At 65.8% G+C, this 14,283-nt stretch carries 11 protein-coding genes; 8 read left to right on the top strand and 3 right to left on the bottom strand.

Annotated features, from left to right (window positions below):
* Positions 1 to 556 precede the first annotated feature (556 nt).
* Positions 557 to 700: a hypothetical protein gene (locus tag RJ1_RS48560; RefSeq protein WP_240319598.1), complete on the bottom strand. Its 144-nt coding sequence runs from the start codon at positions 698 to 700 to the stop codon at positions 557 to 559.
* Between the two features lie 149 nt (positions 701 to 849).
* Positions 850 to 1,167, bottom strand: a complete 318-nt coding sequence (locus RJ1_RS49525) for a hypothetical protein (protein ID WP_255284964.1) — start codon at positions 1,165 to 1,167, stop codon at positions 850 to 852.
* A 174-nt stretch (positions 1,168 to 1,341) separates the two neighbouring features.
* Between RJ1_RS49525 and RJ1_RS42890 the strand changes: the two genes are divergently transcribed.
* A complete protein-coding gene (locus tag RJ1_RS42890; protein ID WP_073370387.1) occupies positions 1,342 to 1,722 on the top strand; it encodes a VOC family protein in 381 nt (126 codons plus the stop codon).
* Positions 1,723 to 1,884: 162 nt separating this feature from the next.
* Here the strand turns inward: RJ1_RS42890 and RJ1_RS47115 are convergent, their stop codons facing one another.
* Complete coding sequence (locus tag RJ1_RS47115; protein WP_162850270.1) at positions 1,885 to 2,169, bottom strand: hypothetical protein; 285 nt, start codon at positions 2,167 to 2,169, stop codon at positions 1,885 to 1,887.
* Between the two features lie 228 nt (positions 2,170 to 2,397).
* Here RJ1_RS47115 and RJ1_RS47110 point away from each other — a divergent pair, with 228 nt between their 5' ends.
* The 7 genes from RJ1_RS47110 to RJ1_RS42850 all read left to right on the top strand — a co-directional run.
* On the top strand, positions 2,398 to 3,141 hold the full coding sequence (locus RJ1_RS47110) for a hemerythrin domain-containing protein (protein WP_073370381.1): 744 nt from the start codon (positions 2,398 to 2,400) through the stop codon (positions 3,139 to 3,141).
* A gap of 166 nt (positions 3,142 to 3,307) precedes the next feature.
* A complete protein-coding gene (locus RJ1_RS42875) occupies positions 3,308 to 3,658 on the top strand; it encodes a hypothetical protein (protein ID WP_073370379.1) in 351 nt (116 codons plus the stop codon).
* Positions 3,659 to 4,195: 537 nt separating this feature from the next.
* Positions 4,196 to 4,573, top strand: coding sequence for a hypothetical protein (locus RJ1_RS42870; RefSeq protein ID WP_073370376.1), 378 nt, complete (start codon positions 4,196 to 4,198; stop codon positions 4,571 to 4,573).
* Positions 4,574 to 5,124: 551 nt separating this feature from the next.
* Positions 5,125 to 6,498, top strand: a complete 1,374-nt coding sequence (locus RJ1_RS42865; RefSeq protein WP_073370389.1) for an FAD-dependent oxidoreductase — start codon at positions 5,125 to 5,127, stop codon at positions 6,496 to 6,498.
* Between the two features lie 190 nt (positions 6,499 to 6,688).
* Complete coding sequence (locus RJ1_RS42860; RefSeq protein ID WP_073370374.1) at positions 6,689 to 9,286, top strand: helix-turn-helix transcriptional regulator; 2,598 nt, start codon at positions 6,689 to 6,691, stop codon at positions 9,284 to 9,286.
* Between the two features lie 77 nt (positions 9,287 to 9,363).
* Positions 9,364 to 11,991, top strand: coding sequence for a LuxR C-terminal-related transcriptional regulator (locus RJ1_RS42855; protein ID WP_073370371.1), 2,628 nt, complete (start codon positions 9,364 to 9,366; stop codon positions 11,989 to 11,991).
* Between the two features lie 77 nt (positions 11,992 to 12,068).
* Positions 12,069 to 14,283: AAA family ATPase (locus RJ1_RS42850; RefSeq protein WP_143169599.1), on the top strand; the 2,215-nt coding region annotated here is incomplete at its 3' end.

Here is a 14,283-nt window from a genome sequence, read left to right as displayed (position 1 = left end):
GTTGCCGACGATCGAGTCGCTTCGCTCCTCTGAGTTTCCGAGATTAGGCTCTCACCAAAGCTTTTCATCGGCACGTTTTGATCCGGTCCCCCACAGCCGAACGAGGCTGGGGAGATGGGGTGGTGCGCCCGACCCGCCGCCCACTCGCCTTCCTGTGCCGCTCCATGTCATACCCACAGCATACCACCCACCCCCGCACAACCCAAAACATCGAAAACCTCAAATCGTCCAAATCTGTTGATCAACAACAACTTCTGAACCTTACAAGCTGAGGTTTGTGCACAAAACACGTAAAGACCTACTCACCAACTAATTACCGAAACATGTTGCAAATCAACGTCTTTCAAAAACGACTCAAACCGGACGCAGCAGACACCCGCGCGCCCGCCGACACCCCGGCGCCGGCACTCACCCGACAGGTCGCCGACACCCCACATCACAAACCGGGGGCGTGCCATCACTCCAGGTCACAGCACTATTACGCCCAAGGCTGCCGAGGTCGCATCGATCCCACCCATAACCACCTACACACCACCCAGAATGGGCAGCAGGGAATTCAGCAGTAGTTCGCGTCGCTCGCGGCGACGCCTTGGGGCGGGAGCGCGTCATCGTGTTCGAGAGATTCTCCGATCAAGCCCGCCAAGTGGTCGTCCTCGCCGCCGGCGCCGCCCGCACCCACCACCAGAACTGGAGTCGGCACCGAACACCTACTGGTCGGGATCTTCGACGCCGGCGGCCCCGGAACGGCAGCACTGACCTCATGGGGCGTCACCGCCCCGGCACTCGACAGCAAGCTCCAGGGCGTCAGCGCACCGACGGACTCCGCCCCGGACGCCGGGCACATCCCAATCACCGGCGAAGACGAAGAAGGTCCTCGAGGGCAGCCTCCGCCAGACCGCCCTGTGCGGGCACGAAGAGATCGGCACCGACCACCTCCTCCTGGCCCCGCTCGACGACCCCACCTCCACCGGCGCTCACATCCTCACCGACCTTGCATCCCTGCCCATCAGCGAAATGCGAGAGCACCTCAGACACGAACTCGCCCACAGGCCCACCCCAGGCCCCGCCCACCGCATCCCCATCCGGCTCAGCAACGACGAATACACCCGCGCCCACACCGCCGGTGCCGCCGGCCAGAACCTCGAAACCTCCGGTCCACAACCGCATCACCGACGCCCTCAAACAACCCTGGGGACCGACGGCCGAATGTCGACAGAAACGACACAACCACCAGACCATCCGCGGTGAACCGATCCGATCACCGGCCCCGAACCCGATGGTCTACCAGCAGTCGAAACGAGAGCCGACGATAGGCTTCACACCCGAGCAAAGGGGAACGCCATGGGCCGCCGAGTGCCGTCGATCATGATGTTCGTCAAACAGCCCTGGGACGTAGCCAACTGGTACTCCCAGTGGCTCAATCTTGGTGCCATCGAACAAATTCCCGGAGGGGACAGCGTTCTCCTCTCCGATGGAAGCTTCGAGGCGGTCTTTCACGCCGCCGACGCGGCGAAGAACCCTTGGGGCAGGAGCACAGTGATCTACTGGGCATCCGAGAACATCAGCGCAGACATCGAAACCCTGCACAGAGCGGGTGCCACCCTCCACCGCGGGCCATTGACGATCGCACCCAGACGAACCATCTGTCAGATGCTCGATCCGTGGGGCAACGCCTTCGGCCTAGAAGGCCCCGCCGAACAACAACCACCGAACAAGCCATGAAGCTTACGACCTCGTGACTATTCCGTCCAACCACACGATCACCTCGAACACCCGCAGAGCAGATCTCCTCAGGTAAACGGCCGCCCGGATCTCAACCAGCGGAAATGCAAGTCAGAGACACGGGCATCATCGAACATGCAGCCGCTTCGCGGCTGCCCACACCTACTGCAGCGCGGCATCGACATGGGCGAGCACGGACCGCGCATCGCGGATCTGGGCTGCAACAACCGCCGCCAGCGCATCCGACTCGGTCAGCGAGGCGTCTTCGGTCCGCAGACCATGTCTCGCGTCCGGCCAATTCTCGACCTCCGCCCTCACTCTCAGCAGCATTTCTTCCAGGTCCCGCGCGTTCTCACGGTAGATCGTCTGCGGATCGGTTATGCCGACCACCACCTGAAGTGCCGACAGAGGACGCCAGCGGCTCGGGGCAGGGCACAGCGCGCCCATGTCCTCCGGGCATATTGGAAGTACCGGACTTCAGTCGAACACATCCTCGTGCTCCAACCCCACGTCACCGCGCGTAGCCCGTCACGGGTGGAGTACCTGCGGGACCATCCACCGCTCAGGTGGAGTACTCGACTACTCCTGGCCATGCGCGTGCCGGCGCGCAGGCTTCTTCTTGTACCCAACACGAAGCGTCACCCAGTACGGCACCGCAGCCCAGGAGCACTCGCCATGACCACCACCACGGCTCACCCCGTCGACACCCAACTGATCGGCATCATCCACGACGCCCTTCGCCGCGACCTCGGCCGCACCTTCGACACCCTCAGCATCCGGGCCCCGCTCGGCGCCCGCCGCCGCGCCGCACTCGCCGACCACCTGACCTGGACCCTGGCCTTCCTCGAACGCCACTACACCACCGAAGAGGAGTGCCTGTGGCCGCTCGCCCGCCGGCGGGCCCCGACCTCGGCCCCGATGCTCCACCAGCTGACCACCGGCCATGCCCGCATCCACCACGCCACCGGAACCGTCACAACCGCCGTCCGCGTCTACCGGAACTCCGACACGCCTCGCGTGCGCGATGACCTCCGCGGCGCACTCGAACGACTGTGCACCATCCTGCTCCCCCAACTCGACCGCGAAGAAACCGAACTCACCCCCATCCTCGCCACGACCATCACCGACACCGAATGGAACACCTGGCTCCAGCACCACCTACTCCACACCACTCGCCCGGCCGAGCTCGCCCGGGAAACCTACTGGCTCAACGACACACTCGACCCCGAACGCCGCACGGTCACCACGCGCCTCCTCCACCCACATCATCGATCCCTCACCCACCACGTAGTCACTCTCAGCTACCGCCACCACTCACGACACCTTTGGCGAACACGCACCACCACCGGGACCCGACAACATTCGTCACGAATCCACACCGCACTACACCAAGTCGACACCACGCTCTCCGCCACCTGAACCAACCCCGCCACTCATCCACACCACACCACACCAGAGGGAGGGGGGTGGGAGGAGGGGGGGATATCACACCCGAATCATCTCTACTGCAGATACTTACGGACTCTCTCGGAAGTTCGAACGTCCCTCAGCGCACCGTCAGCCCAATAACGGAAAGCACCGACCAATGAACAAGAACACGCTCCGCACCGCGATCACGACCGCCGCCATCGCAACCGTGATTGTCGGGATCGGGGCCGGCACCGCCACCGCCAGACCCACCGCCATCCCGGATCCGGAACCCAGCAGGGTCGGGGTTCTGCTCGGTAGCGACGCGATCGCCGGCCCGGGAGAGAACTGGACCTGCACCATCCGCCAGGGCGCGACCACCGGGACCGAGAACGGGACCGGCCTGAAGGTGGACAGCCACGTGGTGATCAACCCGGCGGTCGCCGACTGGCAGCCGGGACCAGTCAGCGGTTGGTGCGTCGGCCCTCAAGGACTCCAACCTCTCGCCCCCGGAGCTGCTGCCGGGTAAACACGAGATCGATCCCAGTGCTATCCGTTCTCACCCCACACCCTCGGGTCGACGGGCAGCACTGGGACCTCGGAATCCGACCAAAGGACATGTCAGTCCGGGCGAACCGCATGGAACCAGTTCCCTCACCCATTGGCTGACCGCCACCCTCGATCCCACGCCACCAGTACATCACCCCCGCAAGGCGTCGCCCACGCCGACGATCCCTACGCGCCCTCTCCCTCGGGCACGAAATATCGCCACCGCACTCGACTGCTCTGGACACCAACGACCCCGCCCACATCACGAATCAGGGCGATCCTCCACATCGCCGCACCCGCCGGCCCGACCGCCGCCGCCTAGACCACCCCGACCAACACCTCACCCGCCACAAGAAGGAGGTAACGCGCACCCACACACAGCCCACAGGGCCACCACATCAGCGGCCCACACACGCCCGCTCACCTCGAACCGAACACCACCACTCTCACGACACCAACCGCAAGAACGACAACACCCCGGGGTTCCATCGAACCTCAACCGACAAGGAGAAAAATCATGAACAAGAAAGTTTTCGCGGCCGTCGCCTCGGCAACCGCAGCCATCGCAGCGGTCGGTCTGATCACCGCAGGAACCGCGACCGCCGCGACACCTCTTGGTCCGACGACCAATTCGTGCGCCCCCAACAATGCCGGGTTACCGTACGCCGTGAAAGACGGTGTCTTCATCCCGGATACGACTGCTGGCATCGAGCCGACGGGCGTACACGTCCGCTCCGTCGGCACCGGAAGCCTCGGCGGTGACATGCCAGCAAAGAAGGAGCTGAATGGGATCTTGATACCCACCAACGGCATCGGTATCGGCACACTCAGCGGGTCGTACTGGCGGCCGGACGTCCCACAATGCAACGTCAACGGCACCTTCATGCTGAGCTGACGAGGCCCGGAGCAACACGCCGAGTTCCACCGCCGATGCACGGGACCGATCACCGCACCGCAACATGTCCGCGATCGCGCCAGCAACACGGACACTACGCCGGTCATCGCGCACAGCTAATGCGCGATGATCGGCCTTCGGTAGCGAAAGCGGATCGAATCAGTTCGACACGGTCCGCAGCCGGCGCACGGCGAACAGCGAGGGACGCCGGGCGATGCACCACCTCGTCGCCCGGCGGGCTGCTCGCTTCGATCAGGGGCCACACTGCAGCTCCCTCCCGGAGACAGGCGTTGCTGCGACCTCCAGCCCCACTTCCTAGGCCTACGGCTCGCGCGCCGGTGTTCCAGGCGACCCATGTGCTAACTCGGCAAAGAGGCAGGTGCCCTATTGCCACTTCGCCGGCTCCCCGAGACGCAACTGGCCTCCGCAACCGACTTGGAACCGAACACATCGGATGTGTCAGTCGTCAACATCAGGCCCGCAAGACACACACGGAGCCGGTTCCCTCCGGAACCCGCTGATGATCAGCACTTTGAAGGCAGATGATTGACATGAACACAACACCGAACTCGCACGCAGTGGTGATCGGCGCCGGCATCGGCGGCCTCCTCGCCGCACGGGTGCTCAGCGAGTTCTTCGACCGGGTGACCGTCGTCGAACGCGACGGGTTGCCCGATACCCCCATCGCGAGGCGCTGTGTGCCGCAGGCTCGTCACGCCCACGCCTTGACCGCACGTGGCAGAGCCGCCATTGAGGAACTGTTCCCCGGATTTACCAATGACGTCCTCGGCCTCGGTGCTCCGACGGGCGACGGCCAGTCAGACTTCCGGTGGGTCTTCGACGGACACCGATGGGCCAAAGGCATTTCGGGAGTCCACCTGCTGCTCGCCAGCCGCCCCCTGATCGAATGGCACCTGCGCAACCTGGTGTGTGCCCTGTCCAACGTAGAAGTGATCGGCCACTGCACCGCCATCGGCATCATCACCGACCCCCAACGTCGTGCCGTCACCGGACTCGCCCTGAGGCGCAGATCCCACCGGATCGCCGACGACGCCCTCGATGCGGATCTGATCGTGGACGCATCGGGCCGCAGCTCGCAGAGTCAGGGATGGCTCGAACCGCTTGGCTACCCTCGGCCGGAGGAAGAGAAACTGTCCATCCACCTCGCATATGCCACCCGCCGCTACCGGCGCGAACCAACACAAATCGACGGCGACCTCGGCATCGGTGTCGGCAGCATCCCCACACTTCCGCGCGGAGGATTGGCGCTGGCGCAGGAAAATGACACCTGGATCATCACTCTCGCCGGATACGGCGACGACGAACCACCCTTGGATGCTGCGGGATTCGCCGAGTTTGCCGCATCCTGTCCCGCACCCGATCTCGGTGACCTGATCTCGACAGCCGAACCGATCGACGACGGCGTCCGCTACCGTGTACCCACCACGGTGCGCCGGCACTTCGATCCCGCCCAACTACCCAGCGGATACATTCCTTTCGGTGACACCATCTGCAGCTTCAACCCCATCTACGGACAAGGAATGAGCGTCGCCGCCCTCGAGGCACTGATCCTGCGGCAAACCCTCCAGGCCGGTGGAGGACGAGTGACCGACCGGTTCTTGCGCGCAGCCCGACCGATCCTCGACCACGCCTGGGAAATGACTTGCAACAGTGACCTCCGCATGCCCTTCATCGAAGGCAACAAAACACGACGAGCACGCGCGACCAATGCCTACGTCGCCCGCATCCACCGTGCAGCCGCGACCGACCCCCGAGTTGGAACCGCATTCCTGCGGGTCATCAGCCTCCTCGACCGCCCCACCTCGCTCATGGGCCCGGCAACACTCGCCCGCGTGCTGTGGGCCAATCGAGTATCCGACAGCGGACGAACACGCCCACATCTCGACCTGCCAACGTCCGCCTGAGCAGACGCCGAGGGCGGGAGCTATTGCACGCTCGTCGGTCCTGGAGATGCCGTCGTGCTGCCGATCGACGCGATGGCGGCGATCGGCTAACCACGAACGCCCCTGACCGGCGCGCCGTCGTCGGAATCGCGGGGATCGTTATCGGACCAAGTGGTCGATTTTCCGGTCGGTCGGTGCATACGATGGGGTCATGGCGAGTGTCTGGCCATTGGTCGGGCGTGAGGAGGAGCTACGCCTGATCAATAGCGCCGTGACCGGAGCCGACGATTACGGCGGGGTCGTGATCGCCGGACCGCCCGGGGTGGGCAAGAGCCGACTCGCCCACGAATCAATCACCCACCTCGGTCATGGACGATGGGTGCCGCGATGGGCACGTGCGACCGCCTCCGCACGGGCACTCCCACTCGGAGCATTCGCCGAATGGGCCGGCGACATCGCCAGCGACCCACTACTGGTAGTCCGTGGTGTCATCGACCATCTCACCAATGCGCCAACAGGAACCAAGGTCGTGATCGGGGTTGACGACGCACACCTGCTCGACGACCTGTCAGCGTTCGTCGTCCACCAACTGGTCCAGCGGCGACTCGCCTCCGTCGTGATCACCCTGCGAACGGGGGAATCCGCACCGGACGCGGTCACGGCCTTGTGGAAGGACGGGCTACTGCAACGCGTCGAGCTGCAACTCCTCTCCGAGAAGGAGACGGGGCATCTCATCACCGCAGTCCTCGGCGGCCTGCTCGAGCCCAACACAGCACGCGGGCTGTGGACGTTCACCCGCGGCAACGTTCTCTACCTCCGTCATTTGCTCGAGCAGGAACTCGCGAGTAACCGGCTCACCGAGCACCAAGGGGTGTGGGAGTGGACCGGACAGCCGGTCGTCTCGCCCGGGCTGGCCGACCTGATCGACACCCAGATCGGTGCCCTGCCCGACACGGTCGGCGCGGTCCTGGACTACCTCGCGGTGGGGGAACCACTGCTCGCACAGATCCTGGCAGACCTCACCGGACCGGACGCCATCGAGACGGCGCACTCCAAGGGGCTGATCACCATCGACTCGGGCGAACGCCATCCGGTGCGACTAACACATCCGCTCTATGGGGAGGCCCGCCGCGCCCAGTCCACACCTCTGCGACTGCGGAGGCTGCGCTCCCAACTCGCCACCATCCTTACTTTTGGCCGGGAGGCGGGGCCCCGCGATCTCGTGCGCCGCGCCGTCCTGACCGTGGACTCCGACCTGGATCCCAATCCCGACCTGTTCACCGACGCGGCAGATGCGGCGCTGTCACTACTCGACGCCGACCTCGCCGAACGGCTCGCACACGCCGCGACCTCGACCGGGGGCGGATACCGCGCATACCTCACCCGCGCCATCGCGCTCGTCGTCCTCAGCCGCGGCAGCGAGGCCGAAGAGATGCTCTCGCGGATTCTCGCCAGCGATAGAGAAGCGGTCGAGGTGGCGTTGCTCCGCGCGATGAACCTGCTCTTGCTGCTCAATCGTCCAGCCGCCGCCGCCGCGGTGCTGTCGGACGCGATGACGGCGGCCCCGCCGGAGCTGCACAGCTCGCTAACTGCCGGCTGCGCACTCGTCCACGCCTATGAGGGCGACCCCCTGAACGCGGTGAGCGCCGCCGAACATGCGCTGCGGTCTTCCGGCCTGGTGGATACCGCTTCCATCTGGGCGCTGGGATCGCTGATTCTTGCGTACGGCGACGTCGGGCGGGCCGAGGGCATCGCCCCCATCGCCGCCCGCACCTACGACCTGATCGCCGCTGCCTCACACGCCTCGCTCCCCGGGTTCACCGTGTGCGAACTGCACACACGAAGCCTCGTCACAGCCGGCTACGTGCGCGAAGCCGGTGAAATCGCCGCACGCGTATCCCGACAAGTCTCTGACGCACCCGGATGGGTGCAGCCGCTGTCCACTCTGCTGATGGGTCAGGCCGCGCTGGCGGCCGGACGCCTCACCGACGCACGCAGATGGCTTGAGCAGCCCTTCACCTACCCGGCCGAAACCACCAGCTACATCATTCGCGTCTGGGCATGTGCCCTCATCCGAGCACAAGCGATGGCAGGAGACCACGAAACGGCAACCAACACGCTCCGACTCGTTGACTCCCTGCACACCAACGGATTCGGGTACCTGGAGCCGGAAATGCTCGTCACCCGGGCCTGGGTGGCGGCAGCAGGCGGAGCGACGACCGAGGCCATTGCGCTCGCCCGGAGGGGCGCTGAACGCGCCGCCGAACGCAACCAGCACGCCCTAGAAGGGGTGTGCCTGCACACCGCCACCCGCTTCGGCGACACCGCCACCAGCCCCCGGCTTCAGGAGCTTGCCGGGCAGGTGGACGGGCCCCGCGCCCCCGCCGCAGCCCAACATGCCACCGCTCTGGCCGCCGGTGATGCCGACGGGCTCCTTGAGGCCTCCCGCCAGTTCGAGGACATGGGCGACCTGCTAGCCGCCATGGACGCCGCCGCGCACGCCGCCACCACCTACCGCCATCACAAGCGCAACGGATCCGCCCTCACCGCCGCCGCCCGCGCCCAGCGATTGGCCGACACCTGTGTCGGCGCCGATACACCGGCCCTCCGCGCGGCCAAACAGCCGACGCCGCTGACCGCCCGGCAACGCGAAATCATCACCCTCGCCGCCCAAGGTCTATCGAACAAGCAGATCGCCGAGAAAATGATGCTGTCCGTCCGCACCGTCGAAGGACACCTCTACCGCGCCTCCCTCAAAACCGGTCTCGCCGGACGTGACGACCTCGGCGGCACAGTCACGGGGCGATGAATCAATATGACTGCGGGCCAACGCGCATCACACCCCATCGAGCCTATTTCTGTATCTCAATCCGGAGGCTGGGCGAGATGAAACCGAGTGCAAATACCTGGCCATTGGTCGGGAGGGAAGAGGAACTCAGCCTGGTCAATGCCGCCGTGACCGGAGCCGACGGTTATCGCGGAATCGTGATCGCCGGCGCCGCCGGTGTGGGCAAGAGCCGCCTCGCCCGAAAAGCAATCACACAAGTCCATCCCGGGCGATGGGTGTCGCGATGGGCACGAGCGACCACCTCCGCCCGGGCACTCCCGCTCGGAGCATTCACCGAATGGACCCACGGCGGCACTGCGGACACAATGTCCGTTGTCCGCGGCGTCATCGATCACCTCTCCACCTCTTCCTCAGGGGCAAAGACAGTGATCGGTGTCGATGACGCACACCTACTCGACGACCTGTCAGCGTTTGTAATGCTCCAACTCGTCCAGCGGCAACTCGCCCCCGTCGTGGTCACCGTCCGCACCGGCGAACCGGTCCCCGATGCAATCAGCGCACTCTGGAAGGACGGTCACCTCCAGCGCATCGAACTCCAACCACTCTCCGAGGAAGAAACCGGCGAACTCGTCACCGCGGTCCTCGGCGGCCCGCTCGACCCCACAGCCATCCTCCGATTATGGAACACCACCCGCGGCAACGCGCTGTACCTGCGCCATCTGGTCGAACAGGAACTCGCCAGTGGACGACTCGCCCCCAGCCCGCAAGCGCCCGGACTCAGCGCCGGCGTATGGGTGTGGGATGGTCCCCCCGCCGTCTCGCCGGGACTAGCAGATCTCATCGGCGCACAACTCGACAGCCTTCCACCCGCGGTCGGCGCCGTCCTCGACGTCCTCGCCGTCGGCGAACCCCTCGCCGAACAGACGGTGGCCGACCTCACCGACCCCGACGCCGTCGAGCAAGCCCATTCCATCGGACTGATCACCGTTGACCGGGGCGGCCGCCACCCGATGCGATTAGCGCACCCACTCTACGGCGAAGCCCGCCGCGCCCACGCCACACCCCTACGACTGCGGCGGCTCCAAGCCGACATCGCCGAAGCCCTTGGCGCAATGAAAGATTCCAACGTCCGAGACCTCATACGGCGCGCCGTCCTGACCCTCGAATCCGGCCTCACCGCCGATCCCGGCCTCCTCACGGACGCCGCAACTGCATCACTATCGTTGTTCGACGTCGAACTCGCGGCACGCCTCTGCAGGGCTGCAATCGCGAACGGTGCGGGCTACGACGCCCACCTCACTCTGACGGTAGCGCTGACCATGCTCAACCACGGCGAGAAATGCGAACAGGTCCTCACACACCTGCTCGAACAGCCCCTCACCGACGAGCAGCTCGTGGACGTCGCATACCTTCGGCTTGGGAATCTGCTCTGGATACTCAATCGTCCAGAAAAAGCCGAATCCGTGCTCCTGGAAGCGCGTGAAGTGACGGCACCGCGAGTGCACGGTGCGCTGGCCGCAGGTCACGCCATCATTCACGCGTACAAGGGCCGCCCCCTCGACGCGGTCGAAGCCGCACAGTCCGCGCTGCGAACGCCGGACCAGCCGGAGCTATCTCAGATGTGGGCGCTAGGCGCCCTCCTGATCGCCTTGGGGGATATGGGAAGGACATCAGAAATTGCGCCCATCGCCGCCCGCGCAGACGACCTCATGGCCCGCTCCCCGCGAATTGCGATAGTTTGCCTTCCCTTCAGCGAGTTCCACACCCGAGGCTTGCGGCTAGCCGGATACGTCCACAAAGCCACCGCCGTCACCACACGGATCTACGACGAGACCGCCGATGCACCAGGCTGGGGGCCACCCATACTTATGGGACAAGCCGAACTCGCGGCGGGGCACCTGGGTGCGGCACGGAAACGATTGGAACAACGCTTCACCTCAGTCGGAATCCCCACCGGCTACATCCCCACGATTTGGTACTGCGCGCTCGCCCAGGCCCAAGCGATGTCCGGAGACGGCACGAGCGCAGCGGAAACCCTTCGTGCACTCGATACCTGGTCCCAGACTTCCGTCCCGTACCTGAGGCCTGAGTACCTTCTCACCAACGCCTGGGTCTGCGCCGCCACCGGTGCCACCACCCAAGCCATCGCCCTCGCACACCGCGGCGCCCACTGCGCAGCCGAGCATGGCCAATACGCCCAGGAGGTGATGTGCCTGCACACCGCCACCCGGTTCGGTGACTCCACCACCGCCAGCCGCCTTCACGAGCTTGCCGGCCAGGTCGACGGGCCCCGCGCCCCCGCCGCCGCCCTGCACGCGGCCGCGTTGGCCGCCGGTGACACCGTCGGCCTCCTCGACGCCTCCCGTCAGTTCGAGGACATGGGCGACCTACTGGCCGCCATGGACGCCGCCGCGCACGCCGCCACCACCTACCGCCACGCAGGCCGCAACGGATCCGCCCTCACCGCCGCCGCCCGCGCACAGCGATTGGCAGATACCTGCGACGGCGCCGATACACCGGCCCTCCGCGAGGCGCAGCAGCCGTCGCCGCTGACCGGCCGGCAACGCGAGGTCATCACCCTCGCCGCCCAAGGGCTATCAAACAAGCAGATTGCCGAAAGAATGACCCTGTCTGTCCGCACCGTCGAAGGACACCTCTACCGCGCCTCCCTGAAAACCGGCGCCACGGGCCGCGATGATCTCGGCGGCACCCTCACGGGAGACTGAACCAACATGGTTGCAAGTGAACGGGTCTCACCCTCGATCGCCTTCCCTTCTGCGATACGGGTAGGAGGCTGAACAGGATGGAGCCGAGCGCGAGTATGTGGCCATTGGTCGGGCGCGGCGAGGAACTGCGCCTGATCAACACTGCCCTGACCGGAGCCGACGGCTACGGCGGGGTCGTGATCGCCGGGCCGCCCGGTGTGGGCAAGACCCGCCTCGCCGACGAGGCACTCGCTGACATTCGTCCCGGTCGTTGGGTGTCGCGGTGGGCACGTGCGACCGCCTCCGCACGCGCCCTTCCGCTCGGAGCGTTCGCCGAATGGACCGGCGACATCGCCCAGGACCCGATGCTCGTCGTCCGCGGGGTCATCGATCACCTCACCATCGCACCCAACGGTGCGAAGGTCGTGGTCGGTGTCGACGACGCACACCTGCTCGACGACCTGTCCGCGTTCGTACTGCTTCAGTTGGTTCAGCGACGGCTCGCCTCCGTTGTCGTGACAATCCGGACCGGCGAATCCGCCCCCGATGCGGTCACTGCACTCTGGAAGGACCGACACCTGCAGCGCATCGAGCTGCAACCACTCTCCGAGGAAGAGACCGGACACCTGCTCACCACAATCCTCGGCGGCGCGCTCGAGCCCACCGCCGCCCTCAGGTTATGGCATATGACCCGCGGCAACGCGCTCTACCTGCGCCATCTGGTCGAGCAGGAACTCCGGAGCGGTCGCCTCAGCCACAGCCAAGGAGCCTGGATATGGTCCGGGCAGCCGGTCGTATCTCCAGGGCTGGCCGACCTGATCGACAGCCAGATCGGCCGCCTCCCCGACACCGTCGGAGCGGTGCTCGACTTCCTTGCTGTCGGAGAACCACTCACCGAAGAAGTCCTGGCCGATCTCACCGGCGCTGACGCCGTCGAAGCCGCGCACACGGCTGGACTGATCACCGTCGAGCATCATGGGCGCCACGAGGCCCACCTGGCACATCCGCTCTACGGCGAGGCCCGACGCGCCCAGGCAACACCACTTCGGCTGCGGTGCATTCGATCCCGGATCGCGGCAGCCCTAGCCGATGAACCGGATTCGGGAACCCGTGACCTCGTACGGCGGGCCGTACTCACCCTCGAATCCGACCTTCCATCCGACCCACCCCTGTTCATGGCAGCGGCAGCCGGCGCGCTGTCACTGTTCGACGCCGACCTCGCCGAACGACTCGCCGACGCCGCCGTATCGACGGGGGGAGGCTGCGACGCTCAGTTCCTTCGCGCAAGCGCCCTCATGAACCTCAGCCGCACCGGACAGGCCGAGGAAGTGCTCGCGCAAATCTCCACCGAAGACCTCACCGACGAGCAGATCGTTGACATTGCGTGTCTTCGCACCGTTCTTCTGCTGGTGCTGAACCGTCCGACGGATGCCGTGTCGGTGATCGACGAAGCGACACAATGCGTCCCAATGACTATGCGTGGCTCACTGATCGCCGGCCACGCCGGCGTTGCCTCGTACGAAGGGCGCCCGCTCGATGCGCTGAATGCGGCAGAACGTGCATTGCGGTCCCCAAACGTCACCGATATCGGCACGGCATGGGCGCTCAATGCTCTCGTGGTCGCATTGGGTGACCTCGGGAGGGCGGATCAGATGGCGCCCATCGCCGCCCGCGCACGCGACCTCACCGCCAGCTCTTCCCGGCTGTCGGCCTACAGGTTCCCGGCCGGCGACTACCACGCCCGCGGTTTGCGGCTCGCCGGCCACATCGCCGAAGCCGAGAAGATCGTCACGGACTTGTGCCGGGAGGTCGCCGATGTTCCGGGCTGGGTCCAGTCAATGTCCAGCATGCTCATGGGGCAGGCCACCCTCGCCGCTGGACGCCTCACGGAAACAAGGAAATTGCTGGAACAGCCCTTCCCTTACCCCGACGAGGTCGGCTACATCCCGGCAGTCTGGAACATCACTCTCACCCAGGCACGAGCGATGCTCGGGGACCACATGGCAGCCGCCGAAAGCATGCACAAAGTCGATTCACTGTGCAGGACATTCGCATACCGGAAACCGGAACAACTCCTCGCCTGCGCCTGGGTGGCCGCAGCAGGCGGAGCAACCACGCCAGCAATCGAGCTCGCACACCAAGGTGCCGCACACGCCGCCGAGCACGAGCAGCACGCCGTGGAAATGCTATGTCTGCACACCGCCACCCGCTTCGGTGACACCACCACCGCCCACCGACTCCACGAACTTGCCAGCCAGGTGGACGGGCCCCGCGCCCCCGCCGCCGCCCTGCACGCGGCCGCCCTGGCCGCCG

This window comes from Rhodococcus jostii NBRC 16295 (genome assembly GCF_001894825.1).
Taxonomy (GTDB): Bacteria; Actinomycetota; Actinomycetes; order Mycobacteriales; family Mycobacteriaceae; genus Rhodococcus_F; species Rhodococcus_F jostii.
Note: the sequence above shows the minus strand (reverse complement) of the source record. Positions and strands in the feature narration are given on the sequence as shown.

Excerpts from the sequence above, each read along its gene's own strand:
- RJ1_RS47115 (WP_162850270.1), bottom strand. The coding sequence starts at position 2,169 with ATGGGCGCGCTGTGCCCTGCCCCGAGCCGCTGGCGTCCTCTGTCGGCA.
- RJ1_RS42860 (WP_073370374.1), top strand. The coding sequence starts at position 6,689 with ATGGCGAGTGTCTGGCCATTGGTCGGGCGTGAGGAGGAGCTACGCCTG.
- RJ1_RS42875 (WP_073370379.1), top strand. The coding sequence starts at position 3,308 with ATGAACAAGAACACGCTCCGCACCGCGATCACGACCGCCGCCATCGCA.
- RJ1_RS49525 (WP_255284964.1), bottom strand. The coding sequence starts at position 1,167 with ATGCGGTTGTGGACCGGAGGTTTCGAGGTTCTGGCCGGCGGCACCGGC.
- RJ1_RS42870 (WP_073370376.1), top strand. The coding sequence starts at position 4,196 with ATGAACAAGAAAGTTTTCGCGGCCGTCGCCTCGGCAACCGCAGCCATC.
- RJ1_RS42865 (WP_073370389.1), top strand. The coding sequence starts at position 5,125 with ATGAACACAACACCGAACTCGCACGCAGTGGTGATCGGCGCCGGCATC.
- RJ1_RS42890 (WP_073370387.1), top strand. The coding sequence starts at position 1,342 with ATGGGCCGCCGAGTGCCGTCGATCATGATGTTCGTCAAACAGCCCTGG.
- RJ1_RS47110 (WP_073370381.1), top strand. The coding sequence starts at position 2,398 with ATGACCACCACCACGGCTCACCCCGTCGACACCCAACTGATCGGCATC.
- RJ1_RS42855 (WP_073370371.1), top strand. The coding sequence starts at position 9,364 with ATGAAACCGAGTGCAAATACCTGGCCATTGGTCGGGAGGGAAGAGGAA.